Origin of the sequence: Pseudomonas sp. JAI111, assembly GCF_024809425.1 — a bacterium.
Classification (GTDB): Bacteria; Pseudomonadota; Gammaproteobacteria; order Pseudomonadales; family Pseudomonadaceae; genus Aquipseudomonas.
On sequence record NZ_JANUCB010000007.1, the window covers coordinates 128,089 to 142,017 of the forward strand.

At 59.9% G+C, this 13,929-nt stretch carries 9 protein-coding genes and 2 tRNA genes; 4 read left to right on the forward strand and 7 right to left on the reverse strand.

The annotated features are described in order from the left end of the window. Positions 1–149 precede the first annotated feature (149 nt). Positions 150–917: a 23S rRNA (guanosine(2251)-2'-O)-methyltransferase RlmB gene (gene rlmB / locus HNR03_RS21315; RefSeq protein ID WP_027921975.1), complete on the reverse strand. Its 768-nt coding sequence runs from the start codon at positions 915–917 to the stop codon at positions 150–152. Then, positions 914–3,544: a ribonuclease R gene (gene rnr / locus HNR03_RS21320; protein ID WP_259155606.1), complete on the reverse strand. Its 2,631-nt coding sequence runs from the start codon at positions 3,542–3,544 to the stop codon at positions 914–916. Before rnr ends, rlmB begins: the two co-directional genes overlap by 4 nt. Positions 3,545–3,770: 226 nt before the next feature. On the opposite strand from rnr, the gene HNR03_RS21325 reads away from it, so the two are divergent. The 4 genes from HNR03_RS21325 to HNR03_RS21340 all read left to right on the forward strand — a co-directional run bounded on the left by HNR03_RS21325 (position 3,771) and on the right by HNR03_RS21340 (position 6,877). Then, positions 3,771–3,857, forward strand: a tRNA-Leu gene (locus HNR03_RS21325). 166 nt (positions 3,858–4,023) lie between these two features. Continuing rightward, positions 4,024–4,110 (forward strand) — tRNA-Leu (locus HNR03_RS21330). Between the two features lie 191 nt (positions 4,111–4,301). Then, the gene (locus HNR03_RS21335) at positions 4,302–5,312 is read left to right on the forward strand and encodes an extracellular solute-binding protein (protein WP_259155608.1); all 1,011 of its coding nucleotides are present in this window, start codon (positions 4,302–4,304) and stop codon (positions 5,310–5,312) included. Continuing rightward, entirely contained in the window at positions 5,312–6,877 is a 1,566-nt protein-coding gene (locus tag HNR03_RS21340; protein ID WP_259155609.1) for an iron ABC transporter permease, read from the forward strand. Before HNR03_RS21335 ends, HNR03_RS21340 begins: the two co-directional genes overlap by 1 nt. 96 nt (positions 6,878–6,973) lie before the next feature. Here HNR03_RS21340 and HNR03_RS21345 read toward each other — a convergent pair whose 3' ends face one another. From HNR03_RS21345 to hflK, 5 genes are all read right to left on the reverse strand, one after another. Continuing rightward, positions 6,974–8,908 (reverse strand): methyl-accepting chemotaxis protein, encoded by a 1,935-nt coding sequence (locus HNR03_RS21345; protein WP_222589538.1) that lies wholly within the window; start codon positions 8,906–8,908, stop codon positions 6,974–6,976. Between the two features lie 139 nt (positions 8,909–9,047). Continuing rightward, on the reverse strand, positions 9,048–10,340 hold the full coding sequence (locus HNR03_RS21350; protein ID WP_010464193.1) for an adenylosuccinate synthase: 1,293 nt from the start codon (positions 10,338–10,340) through the stop codon (positions 9,048–9,050). A gap of 55 nt (positions 10,341–10,395) precedes the next feature. Beyond that, the gene (locus HNR03_RS21355) at positions 10,396–11,583 is read right to left on the reverse strand and encodes an ATP phosphoribosyltransferase regulatory subunit (protein ID WP_090176247.1); all 1,188 of its coding nucleotides are present in this window, start codon (positions 11,581–11,583) and stop codon (positions 10,396–10,398) included. A 304-nt stretch (positions 11,584–11,887) separates the two neighbouring features. Beyond that, positions 11,888–12,757, reverse strand: coding sequence for a protease modulator HflC (gene hflC, locus HNR03_RS21360; RefSeq protein ID WP_059405812.1), 870 nt, complete (start codon positions 12,755–12,757; stop codon positions 11,888–11,890). Beyond that, positions 12,757–13,926, reverse strand: a complete 1,170-nt coding sequence (gene hflK, locus HNR03_RS21365) for an FtsH protease activity modulator HflK (RefSeq protein WP_222589537.1) — start codon at positions 13,924–13,926, stop codon at positions 12,757–12,759. Before hflK ends, hflC begins: the two co-directional genes overlap by 1 nt. Between the last annotated feature and the right edge of the window lie 3 nt (positions 13,927–13,929).

Consider the following 13,929-nt stretch of genomic DNA (forward strand, 5'->3'; position numbering starts at 1 on the left):
GAACAGTTCGTTCAACCGCCTGTTTTCGCCTCGGCACAAACCACTGTGGGAGCGAGCCTGCTCGCGATTGGGGCGCAACATCCAACACTAATGCCGAATGTTACGCCGCTATCGCGAGCAAGCCCGCTCCCACAGGGATTACCACAGACTTAGGACTTTTTGGCGGTTCCGGCTGCTTTGACGCTACGCTGGCGTTGCGCTTCGAACAGGCAAACGCCAGTCGCCACGGAGACGTTGAGACTGCTGACGCTGCCAGTCATCGGCAAGTGCACCAGGTAGTCGCAAAGATCGCGCGTCAGGCGCCGCATGCCGCTGCCTTCGGCACCCATGATCAGGATGGTCGGGCCGGTCATGTCCTGCTGATACAGACTCTGCTCAGCCTCGCCCGCCGTACCGACAACCCACAGGCCGCGTTGCTTGAGCTTTTCCAGGGTGCGCGCCAGGTTGGTCACGGCAACCAGCGGAATCACTTCCGCCGCGCCACAGGCGACTTTTCGCACTGTCGGGGTCAGCGTGGCCGACTTGTCTTTCGGAACGATCACCGCCAGAGCGCCGGCCGCATCGGCAGAACGCAGGCACGCGCCGAGGTTGTGCGGATCGGTCACGCCGTCGAGCACCAACAGCAGCGGCGCGCCTTCGGTGCGATCGAGCAGTTCGTCGAGCATCGCTTCGCCCCAGACCTGGCTCGGACTCACGTCCGCCACCACGCCTTGGTGCACGCCTTCGACCCAGGCATCCAGCTCACGGCGCTCGGCGTTGCCGACCGCTACGCGATTTTCCGCCGCCAGTTGAATCAGGGTCTGCACACGCGGATCACTGCGGCCTTCAGCCAGCCAGATCTGCTTGACGCGTTTCGGGTGGTGGCGCAGCAATGCTTCTACCGCATGCACGCCGTAGATTTTTTCCAACTGACTCATGACTTGGCCTTAGGTTTACGCGCCCCGCCGCTTTTGGCTGGGGCTGAACCCGCTTTCGGCGGGCCTTTACGGTGTTTGCTCGGCTTGCTGCCGGAAGCCTTGTCAGGCGCCGACCGTCCGGTCTTTCCCCCAGACGCCGCTTTACCGCCGCTTTTCGCTTCAGACAGCAACGCCTGTTTCAGTTCACGGCTTTTACGCAGTTCGGCATTTTTTGCCGCCGCATCGCTCGGGCGATAAGCCTCTACAGCCTTTTCCTTCGCAGGACGGCGACCGGTTTTCGCCGGGGCCGGCTCTGCAGCGGTTTTAGCGGCTGCCTTGGCGGCTGGCTCAGCCTTTTCATTCCCGCGCTTCTTGCGACCGATCGGCGCACTGATGGTTTTTTCAGCCATCTCGAAGTCGATCTTGCGCTCGTCGAGGTCAACTCGCATGACGCGCACTTCAACGGTGTCGCCCAGGCGGAAGCTGCGACCCGTACGCTCACCGGCCAGGCGGTGATGCACAGGGTCGAAGTGGTAGTAATCGCCCGGCAGCGCGGTGACATGCACCAGGCCTTCGACGTAGATGTCGGTCAGCTCGACGAACAGGCCAAAACCGGTCACGGCGGTGATCACACCCGGGAACGACTCGCCAACACGATCCTTCATGAACTCGCACTTGAGCCAGTTCACAACGTCGCGGGTCGCTTCGTCGGCACGCCGCTCGCTCATCGAGCATTGCTCGCCGAGCTGCTCCAGAGCCGCTTCGTCATACGGATAAATGCGCGCTTTCGGAATCGTCATCGCGCCGGCACGGCGAACGTGCGGCGTGTCCTGCTTCGAATGGATAACGCTGCGAATCGCCCGGTGCGTGAGCAAATCCGGGTAGCGACGGATCGGCGAAGTGAAGTGGGTATAGGCTTCGTAATTCAGGCCGAAGTGGCCCTGGTTATCGGCGCTGTACACCGCTTGGCTCAACGAACGCAACATGACGGTCTGGATCAGATGGAAATCCGGACGATCCTTGATGCTCGCCAACAACGCCTGGTAATCCTTCGGCGACGGGCCGTCCTTGCCTTTGTGCAGGGACAGGCCAAGCTCACCGAGGAAGGCGCGCAGTTTTTCCAGACGCTCCGGTGGCGGACCGTCGTGGACGCGATACAGCGCAGGGATTTCGTGTTTTTTCAGGAATTCAGCGGTGGCCACGTTGGCCGCCAGCATGCATTCCTCGATCAGCTTATGCGCATCGTTGCGAACGGTCGGACGGATTTCGGCAATCTTGCGCTCGGTCCCGAAGATGATCCGGGTTTCCTGGGTTTCGAAATCGATCGCGCCACGCACATGTCGCGCAGCCAACAGCACTTTGTACAGGGCGTAAAGCTGCTTGAGATGCGGCAGGACGTCGTTGTACTCGCCACGAAGCTGACGCGCCTCGGTGAGTTTCGGCGTTTCCAGCATCGCGCTGACTTTGTTGTAGGTCAGGCGGGCATGGGAGTGAATCACCGCTTCGTAGAAGCAGTAGTCGGTCATCTCGCCGGATTTGGAGATGGTCATCTCGCAAACCATGGCCAGGCGATCGACGTGCGGGTTCAGCGAGCACAGGCCGTTGGACAGCTGCTCAGGCAGCATCGGCACCACGCGCTCGGGGAAATAAACCGAGTTGCCGCGAACCTGGGATTCAGCGTCCAGGGCCGAACCGATCTTCACGTAGCTGGAGACGTCGGCAATCGCCACGTACAACTTCCAGCCACCGGAGAACAGGCGCAGCTTGCCCGGCTTGGCTTCGCAGTACACCGCGTCATCGAAGTCGCGAGCATCTTCACCGTCGATGGTCACGAACGGCAGATGACGCAGGTCGATGCGCTTTTCTTTGTCTTTCTCTTCGACTTCCGGCTTGAGCTTGGCGGCTTCTTTGAGCACCGCCTCAGGCCAGACGTGAGGAATATCGTAAGTACGCAGGGCGATGTCGATTTCCATGCCCGGCGCCATGTAATTACCCACGACTTCAACCACGTCGCCTTGCGGCTGGAAGCGTGGCGTCGGCCAGTGAGTGATCTTCACTTCGACGAACTGACCGATCTGCGCATTGGCGTTACGGCCCGGAGTGACCAGCACTTCTTGCTGGATCTTCGGGTTATCCGCCACAACAAAACCGATACCGCCCTCTTCGAAGTAGCGACCAACGATGGTCTCGTGGGCACGGGACACCACTTCGACGATCATGCCTTCACGGCGACCGCGACGGTCGAGACCGGAGACGCGGGCCAGGGCACGGTCGCCGTCGAACACCAGACGCATTTGCGCCGGGCTCATGAACAAGTCGTCACTGCCGTCGTCCGGGACCAGGAAGCCGAAGCCGTCACGGTGACCGCTGATGCGGCCAAGGATCAGGTCGAGCTTGTCCACCGGCGCATACGTGCCCCGACGGGTATAAATGAGTTGAGCATCGCGCTCCATGGCGCGCAGGCGGCGACGCAGGGCTTCGATCTGGTCTTCGGTGGTCAGACCAAACTCTTCGACCAGCTGCTCGCGGTTAGCAGGCGAACCCCGATCAGCAAGGTGCTGAAGGATCAGTTCGCGGCTAGGAATAGGGTTGTCATATTTTTCCGCTTCACGAGCGGCCTCGGGATCGAGGGTCTGCCAATCGGCCATTAGAGAGTTTTCACCTTGTCTATATGCGGGTTAGTTTGGCATAGGCGTAATGAAACGGGAAATTTCAGGCTGTGACAGCCCATCTAAAGCACTTTATCGACAACACAATGATGATTTGAATGCCACTGGTAACATTTTTCAGGTTTTTTTAATTCCAGGGGTTTACAGTTAAAAAGACGCTCCGTATAGTGCGCGCCATCGACGACGCACTAGCGTTGCCGATACTGCCCAGATGGTGAAATTGGTAGACACGCCAGCTTCAGGTGCTGGTGACCGCAAGGTCGTGGAAGTTCGAGTCTTCTTCTGGGCACCAATTTCGAGCTTGAGATTAGATCAATTTCAAGGCTCACACAAAAACCCGCGAAAGCGGGTTTTTTGCATTCTAAACATCTGATTTATTAAATCTAAATCAGGGGTTTACAGATCAAAACGCTCTCCGTATAGTGCGCCACATCAACAGCGGCAACGCTGAAGATCATGCCCAGATGGTGAAATTGGTAGACACGCCAGCTTCAGGTGCTGGTGACCGCAAGGTCGTGGAAGTTCGAGTCTTCTTCTGGGCACCAATTCAAATTTCAGAGTCGATCTGGAATTGCACAGAAACCCGCGAAAGCGGGTTTTTGCGTTTCTAGGCTTTGAAAAGTTATGGCGCACCGCTCTAACAGCGCCTCGACAGCCCCGGCAAGGCGCACTTGAGAAACAATATCGTTTATCATTGTTGCAAGTTTTTGCAATGCGACAGTGAGGAACCCTGCGAATGATGTTTCGAAATACCCTGCGCCGCGGCCTGACCTTCACCCTGTTCAGCCTGGCCCTCGCCACTCCCCTCACCCAGGCTGCTGATCCAGTTTCCCTGACACTCTATAACGGTCAACACAAAGAAGTCGGCGATGCCGTCGCCAAAGCCTTCGAAGCCAAGACCGGCATTCACGTCAACGTGCGCAAAGGCAGCAGCAACCAGCTGGCCAGCCAGGTCGTCGAAGAAGGCGATCGCTCCCCCGCCGACGTGATCTACACCGAAGAATCGCCTCCGCTGAACAAGCTCGGCGAACAAGGCCTGCTGGCGCAAACCGATGCCGCCACCCTTGCCGTCCTGCCCAAAGACTACGTCGCCGGCAACGGCACCTGGATCGGCATCACCGCCCGGGTCCGCGTGGTGGCTTTCAACCCGAAACTGATCGACGAAAAAGACCTGCCCAAGTCGGTGATGGAATTCTCCGATCCGAAATGGCAAGGCAAGGTCGGCTTCGTGCCGAGCAGTGGCGCGTTCCAGGAACAGGCCGTGGCAATCATCAAAGTGCACGGCATGGATGCCGCCGAAGAATGGCTGACCGGCCTGCGCGCGTTCGGCAAGACCTACAGCAACAACATGGTCGCCCTGAAGGCCGTGGAAAACGGCGAAATCGCCACCGTACTGGTGAACAACTACTACTGGTTCGCCCTGCAACGCGAAAAAGGCCAGCTCGATTCGAAACTGCATTACTTCACCGGCGGCGACGTCGGTGGGCTGATCACCGTTTCCAGCGCTGCCGTGCTGAAATCGACTAAACATCCAAAAGAAGCCCAGCAACTCCTTGCCTACATGGCCAGCGAAGAAGGTCAGCGCGTGATCACCCAGACCACTGCCGAATACCCGCTGCACAAAGGCATGGCATCGGATCGCGGCCTCAAGCCGTTCAGCGAGCTGCAAGCGCCGAAAGTCACGCCAGCCGACCTCGGCAACGCAGAAGAAGCCCTGGACCTGGAACGTGACGTTGGCTTGAACTGATGAGCGCATCGTTATCCGCCGCCGCCGAGCGCGGGGGTTACGTGCCACGGCGCAAGCGGCCATCGATCTGGCTGCTGCTACCGGTTTTGCTGTTGGTCGTACTCAGTCTGCTGCCGCTGGCTTATGTCGGGCTCAAAACCTGGCAAGCCGGCTGGGCCGAGGCGCTGCACCTGCTTTGGCGGCCGTATGTGTTTGGGCTGCTGCGCAATACGCTGGCACTGATGGTCGGTGTAACCCTTGCCTGCGGCGTGATCGGATTGTCGCTGGCGTGGTTGCTGGAACGCAGCAATCTGCCGGGGCGGCGATTGTGGGGCGTGATCCTGTGCTTGCCGTTCGCCGTACCGGCGTTTGTCAGCAGTTTTACCTGGGTCTCGCTCAGCGCTCACTTCGAAGGCTTGGGCGGGGCGATCCTGGTGATGACCCTGTCCAAGTACCCGCTGATCTTTCTGCCGGTCGCGGCGACACTGCGCAATCTCGATCCTTCGCTTGAGGAATCCGCCCGGACCCTTGGACAGAATCGCTGGGGCGTGTTTTTCAAAATCACCTTGCCGCTACTGTGGCCGTCTTTGCTGGCCGGCTCGCTGCTGATCGCCTTGCACATGCTGGTGGAGTTCGGCGCGCTTTCCATCATCGGCCTGCAAACCTTCACGACAGCGATCTATCAACAGTTCGAACTGGAATTCAGTAACGCCAATGCAGCGATGCTGTCTGCGGTGTTGCTGGCGCTGTGCCTGATGCTGTTGTGGCTCGAACTGCGGGTTCGCGGCAAGGGCCGACATGTCCGCACCGGCCAGGGCGCAGCTCGGCGCGCGGAGCAGGTTCGGCTGGGGCCTTGGTCGGCGCTTGGCCAGGTTTATTGCCTGGCGCTGGCGATCGTCGGCAGCGGTATTCCGCTGGGCATGTTGGTGTACTGGCTGGCAGTGGGTTCCTCAGCCGCATTCCCCGTGGCCGCGATCAGCGAAGCGCTGTTGTCGTCGCTGGCACTTTCCCTCGGTGGCGCAGCAGTGTGCCTGGTGCTGGCGGTGCCGGTCGGCCTGCTGGTGGTGCGCCATAAAGGGCAACTGGCAATCTGGGCCGAACGCTTGCCGTATCTGCTGCATGCACTGCCAGGACTGGTGATTGCGCTGACGCTGGTGTACTTCGCCCTGCACTATGTGCCGGTGCTGTACCAGACCTCGGCGTTGCTGCTGATTGCGTATGCGCTGCTGTTCCTGCCGCTGGCTCAGGCACCGATTCGTACGGCACTGAATAAAGCCGCACCACAATTGGAAGAAGCGGCCCGCACGCTGGGGGCGTCGTCATTCAGCGCGTTTTGCCGAGTGACGCTGCCGATCATTTTTCCAGCATTGGGCGCGGCGTTTGCGCTGGTGTTTCTGGATGCGATGAAGGAGCTCACGGCGACGCTGCTATTGAGTCCGACCGGGCTAAATACGCTGGCTACCGAAGTGTGGGCGCATACCGCAAACGTGGAATTTGCGGCGGCGGCGCCTTATGCGGCGTTGTTGATTTTGGTGTCGGGATTACCGGTCTATTTGCTGACGACGCGGATGTATCTGAGCCGCTGAGATCGCTATCGCGAGCAAGCCCGCTCCCACAGGGGAACGCATTCCAATGTGGGAGCGAGCTTGCTCGCGATGACTTCTGACGCATTAATATGAATCTTAAGCCCTGAACTGCCCCAGGCTCGCCTTCAACTGCGCCGCCAAGCCATCCAACACTTTGCCGCTGGCCGTGGTTTCCACCACCGCCTGTGCCGCTTTCTCGGCCTGAGCATGAATGGTCTCGACCCGCCCCCGCACAGCCTGCGCGCCTTGCGCCTGATGCGCCGCAGCTTGAGTCGCCAGACCAATCGCCGCATGCACCTGCTCGACCGACGCCTGCACCGATTGCTGCAACCGCGCACTGTCACGCAGCACCAGCAAACCTTCACTGGCCTGACGCCCGGCCTGGCCAATCGCTGCCACCGCCTCACGCGCCCCTTGCTGCAAGGCCACGATGTGCGCCTGGATGTCGCCGGTGGAGCTCTGGGTCTTGCTCGCCAGCGCCCGCACTTCATCCGCCACCACCGCAAAGCCACGACCGGTCTCACCCGCTCGCGCCGCTTCGATGGCGGCGTTCAGCGCCAGCAAGTTGGTCTGCTCGGCGATCCCGTGGATCACCGTCAGCACCACTTCAATCTGCTCACTCTGCTGCGCCAGCCGCTCGATGACTTTCGCCCCGGTATCGACCTGACCGGCCAACGCCTCGATCAGGCTGCCGACCTTCGCCGACGTCCGGGTGTTTTCATCCGTGGCCGAACGAATGTCCACCACTTGCTGCAAGGCTGCCTGCATGGCATGGCTTTCAGACTGGGCTTCATCGGCCATCTGCGACAACGCGCGCAGGCTCTCGGCCACTTCATCGCGCTGCATGCCGGCCGCTTTATCGGCACCGGCATTGCGCAGGGTCATGGCGCCAATTTCGACGCCGGTGCGCTGAGCCACATCGCCCGCTTCGCGCACAATCGGCTGCAACTTGTCGACGAAGCGATTGACCGCCGAGGCCATGTCGCCGATTTCGTCCTTGCTGTTGATTTGCACACGCTTGGTCAGGTCACCCTCGCCCGCCGCCAGATCATCCATGGCGCTGATCAGCATCTTCAAGCGATTGACCACTCGACGCCCCAGCACCACAGCCAGCAACAGCAGCACGCCGCAACCGACCAGTGCCAGGCCCATACCGATGCGCCAGCGCAAAGTGCCCGCCGCTTGCTGCACGGTACTGGTGGTATTGGCCTGCATTTCAGAGGCCGTGGACTGCGCCGACTTCAGACGCGCGCCCATCGCCGCGGCACTATCAGCCGCCGCGCCTTTGAGGCTATCGCCGACCAGTTGATCACTGCTGGCGATCAGCGCGCTGAAGCGCTTGTCCAGGGCAGCCAGATCGACTTCCACCGAAGCGGTAGATACACCCATCAAGACCTTGCCGATTTCTACGCCATTGGGGCTGATCGAGGCTTCGATGTAGTAGACCGACGGATCGCTCTTCGCCGCATCCAGCACTTTGTCCAAGGCGCGCTCGCCTTGGCCTTTCTCCAGAAGCGCTTTGTTGATCGGGTTCTCGCGATTCAAATAGCGTGTCAGGTGCTGGCCGGTGGCGTCGTCGTAGATCACGAACAACACGTTCGGATTACGCTGGGCCCGACGGGCGAATTCGGACAGGGTTGGAACGTCGCTGTCCCACATGGCGCGGGGTGCGACCGAGGCCAGAAGCTGCGCCATATCATTGGCGGAGTCCTTCAGGTCTTTTTCCAATGTCCCACGCAATTGCGCCTGCTCGTCCTTCAGACGCGAGGACAGGCCGGCGGTGAGTCGCTGACGGGTATTGGTCGAAAGGCTGTCCAGGCTCGACGTGACTTCACGCCCCGCTTGCTCCAGCTCACCGGAGAGTTTTTGACTGTCAGCACCCAGGCGCACGCCTAGATCGGCCTCCAGCGCGGTGACTGTGCTCCGGGTCAGAGCGACGGCAACCAGCACTTGCACCAAAAGGGCGATACCAAGGGTAACGAACACGGGCCGCAGAAGACGGCTTTGTAACAACGAGAGAATGGCTGACACGGGATTATCCCTCTGCTTTGACGCCATTAAATTGATGGCACGCCAGAAGGCATAATTACAGCAAAGGTCGTGCCGCCCAACGGGCATAAACGACAAAGGCCCCGATTAAGGGGCCTTTGTGTTTTACATCAACGACTTATTAAGCGAACGGATGACGCAGAACGATGGTTTCGTTGCGGTCCGGCCCCGTCGAAATAATGTCGATCGGCGCACCGACCAACTCTTCAACGCGTTTGATGTAGTTGCGAGCAGCTTGCGGCAGCTCTTCCAGCGTCTTGGCACCGACGGTGGATTCGGTCCAGCCCGGCATCTCTTCGTACACCGGCTCCAGGCCGATGTAGCTGTCGGCATCAGTCGGTGCGTCGATCACTGCACCATCCTGGTTCTTGTAGCCAACACAGATATTGATGGTTTCCAGGCCGTCCAGCACGTCCAGCTTGGTCAGGCACAGGCCCGAGATGCTGTTGACGTCGATGGCGCGACGCAGGATGACGGCATCGAACCAGCCGCAACGACGGGCACGGCCAGTGGTAGCACCGAACTCGTGACCACGCTTGGCCAGGAAGGCACCCACGTCGTCGAACAACTCAGTCGGGAAAGGACCCGAACCAACGCGAGTGGTGTAGGCCTTGGTGATGCCCAGGATGTAATCCAGGTACATCGGGCCAAAACCCGAACCGGTGGCGATGCCGCCTGCGGTGGTGTTGGAGCTGGTGACGTACGGGTAGGTACCGTGGTCGATGTCCAGCAGGGAGCCTTGGGCGCCTTCGAACATGATGTCTTTGCCAGCGCGACGCAGCTCGTGCAGCTCGGCGGTGACGTCGAGCATCATCGGCTTGAGCAGCTCGGCGTATTCCATGCACTCATCAAGAGTTTTCTGGAAATCGATGGCCGGCTCTTTGTAGTAATTGACCAGCACGAAGTTGTGGTAATCCAGCAACTCGCCCAGCTTGGCGGCGAAACGCTCACGATGGAACAGGTCACCGATGCGCAGGCCACGACGTGCAACCTTGTCTTCGTACGCCGGGCCGATGCCGCGACCGGTAGTACCGATCTTCAGCTCGCCACGGGCCTTTTCACGAGCCTGGTCCAGCGCGACGTGATAGGACAGGATCAGCGGGCAGGACGGGCTGATACGCAGGCGCTCACGCACCGGTACGCCTTTCTCTTCCAGCTTGATGATTTCCCGCAGCAGAGCGTCGGGTGCAACCACCACGCCGTTGCCGATCAGGCACTGAACGCCTTCGCGCAGTACGCCCGACGGGATCAGGTGCAAGACGGTTTTCTCGCCGTCGATCACCAGCGTGTGACCAGCGTTGTGGCCACCCTGATAGCGCACTACGGCGGCAGCATGTTCGGTCAGCAGATCAACGATCTTGCCTTTGCCCTCATCACCCCATTGGGTGCCCAGGACTACGACATTCTTACCCATAACACTTGTCCTCATTCGCGCAAACTTGGTGCCGGCGGCGAGCCGGCAGGAAAACTCAAGAAGCCAGCGGCAATACTTGCCAAAGCCCGTTCTGCTGAATCAATTGCCGGTCGCAGTCCGCTTCACGGGCGGCGGCCAAAGGTTGCCCAGGCAATGCCTGAACGACACGCTGACCCTCACTGCGCAACTGGCAAACCTGCTGCCAGAGTGCCGCATCCGTACTGTCAGGCATCCAGATACCGCCAGACGGTAACTTGATCTCAGCACGCCCCAGGGTCACCAGGGTTTTTAAATCGGTGGAAAATCCGGTAGCCGGACGCGCGCGACCGAAGTCGGCGCCGATGTCGTCGTAACGACCGCCCTGGGCAATGGACTGGCCAACACCCGGCACGAACACCGCGAACACCACACCGGTGTGGTAGTGATAACCGCGCAACTCACCAAGGTCGAAATACAGCGGCAACTCAGGGAAGCGCACCGAAAGACGCTCGGCAATCGCCAGCAAATCATCCAGCGCTGCCAACACCGGCGCCGGCGCACCCGCCAGACGTTCACGGGCAGCACTCAATACTTCACGACCGCCACACAGATCGACCAACGCTCGCAACATGCCCGACAGATCGGCAGGCAAGCCTTCGGTCAAGGTAATGACCTCGTCGATGGCTTTACGTTGCAACGCATCGAACAACTGCTGCTCGACTTCACCGGACAAACCAGCGGCGCGGGCCAGGCCGCGGTAGATCCCCACATGACCGAGGTCCATGTGCACATCCGGCACATCGGCCAGTTGCAGCATGGCCAGCATCAGGCTGATGACTTCCACGTCGCTGCTCGGGCTGGCATCGCCGTACAACTCGGCGCCCAGTTGAATCGGGCTGCGCGAGGACGAAAGGGCGCGCGGCTGAGCATGCAACACGCTACCGGCATAGCACAGGCGACTCGGGCCTTCGCGACGCAGGGTGTGCGCATCGATGCGCGCCACTTGCGGCGTGATGTCGGCACGGAAACCCATCTGCCGGCCCGATTGCGGGTCGATGACCTTGAAGGTACGCAGATCGAGATCCGAACCCGCACCGGTCAGCAGGGATTCCAGGTACTCGATATGGGGAGTCACGACAAACTCGTAACCCCAGCTCTGGAACAGATCCAACACCTGACGACGCGCGACTTCAATACGCGCGGCTTCTGGTGGCAGTACTTCTTCGATGCCATCTGGCAGCAGCCAGCGGTCTACCGTTGCCATTACGCCATTCCCCTATGATCCGGGCGGCAAGCCGTTGGGCGAGCCTTGAGTGAAGCAGAAAATGATCGGCCCATGTGCAAACAACGCGCATAAACAACGTGGCGAAAAGCCTGGAACCGGCTTCGCCCACCACTTTCCTCGAAAAACCGTCGTGCCTGCATAAAACAAAAAACAGCAATCAAACGTGCAGACGCAAAAAAGCCGGGAATTTCCCGGCTGCCGCATCATACACACGTTTTCCCAAAGGATCACCCCGCCCGAGGCTTTAGCCGCCAGGCGGGGGATGATTCAGGTCAACGTCGTATCAAGGCTTGGCTTTTTCCAGGTAACGGAAGAAGTCACTGCTTGGGTCCAGGACCATGACGTCGGATTTGTTCGCGAAGCTTTCACGGTAGGCGCGCAGGCTACGATAGAAACCGTAGAACTCCTGATCCTGGCCGTAGGCCTTGGAGTAGATTGCAGCGGCCTGGGCATCACCATCACCGCGAACCTCTTCGGATTCACGATAGGCTTCAGCCAGCAGCACACGGCGTTGACGATCGGCGTCGGCACGGATGCCTTCTGCCAGCTCGTTACCCTTGGCGCGGTGCTCGCGAGCTTCACGCTCACGCTCGGAACTCATGCGCTCGAACACGCTGCGGTTCACTTCCTTCGGCAGATCGATAGCCTTGACCCGGACATCGACTACTTCGATGCCCAGCTCTTTTTCAGCCATCTTGTTCAACGATGCGGTGATATCGGTCATCAGCGCATCGCGCTCACCGGATACCACTTCATGCAGCGTACGCTTGCCGAACTGGTCACGCAGGCCCGATTCCAGACGACGGGAAAGACGTTCGTCAGCAATCTGCTTGAGGCCGGAGGTCGCGGTGTAGAAGCGCTCGGCATCTTTCACGCGCCACTTGGCGTAGGCATCGACCATGACGGCTTTCTTTTCCAGCGTCAGGAAGCGTTGTGTCGGTGCGTCCAGCGTCATCAGGCGTGCGTCGAATTTACGCACCTGGTTAACGTAAGGCACTTTCACGTGCAACCCTGGTTGAACGTCAGCCTGAACCACGCGACCGAACTGCAGCAGCACCGCACGCTCGGTCTGAGCCACGATGTAGAAGCAGTTCCAGGCTGCGATCGCCACGACGACGCCGACAATAAGGGCGATCAGCGATTTATTGCTCATCAGCGACTCTCCCTGGTACGTGCCGGCTGCTGCAGATCAGCTGCCGAACGCACATTCGCTTCATTGCTGGTAGCTGCCGCACCGGTCACCGGAGTGCTGGTGTTGCGACCACTTTCGACCATCTTGTCCAGCGGCAAGTACAGCAGATTGCTCTGGCCATTCTTGTTGCCGGTCACGAGAACCTTGCTGGTATTGCTGAAGACTTCCTGCATGGTGTCCAGGTACAGACGCTCGCGGGTGACTTCAGGCGCCTTGCGATATTCGGCCACCAACTTGGTAAAGCGATCCGCTTCACCCTTGGCGCGCGATACCGTTTCGTCACGGTAACCGTTGGCATCTTCAAGGATGCGCTGGGCCTGACCACGGGCTTCCGGCACGACACCGTTGGCATAGGTTTCAGCCTGGTTACGCGAACGCTGCTCGTCTTCACGGGCACGGATCACGTCATCGAAGGCTTCCTGCACTTCACGCGGTGCAGCTGCGCTCTGTACGTTGACCTGGGTGACAGTGATGCCGGTGCGATAGGTATCCATGAAGCGTTGCAGACGCTCCTTGATTTCGCTGGCCATCAATTCACGACCTTCGGTCAGCACCTGGTCCATCGCCGTGGAACCCACGACATGGCGCAATGCACTTTCGGTCGCGTGCTGCAGGCTGATTTCCGGCTGATCGACGCTCAGCACGAAATCCTGCAGGTTGCTGATCTTGTACTGCACGGTCAACGGCACTTCGACGATGTTCTCGTCTTCAGTCAGCATTTGACCCTGCTTGGTATAGGCACGCTCACGCGTGACGTTTTCCAGGTACTTGTGATCGATCGGCGGGAAGTAGATGTTCAAGCCTGGGCCGACCGTCTCGTAGTACTTGCCGAAGCGCAGCACCACGGCTTGCTCCTGCTCGTCGACTACATAGACTGCGCTGTACAGCCAAATAGCCGCCAGCACGACAAGGCCGATGCCGAGCAGGCCGCCGAAGCCACCACTCCTGCCCGGACCACCGCCGTCATCACCGCGTTTCTTACCACCACCGAACAACCCGTTCAGGCTTTCCTGCAGCTTTCGGAAGGCCTCGTCGAGATCCGGTGGTCCCTTGCGGTCGCCGTTATTGCGGCGCTTGCCACCCCAAGGATCCTGATTATTCGAGTTGCCACCCGGCTCATTCCAAGCCATAGC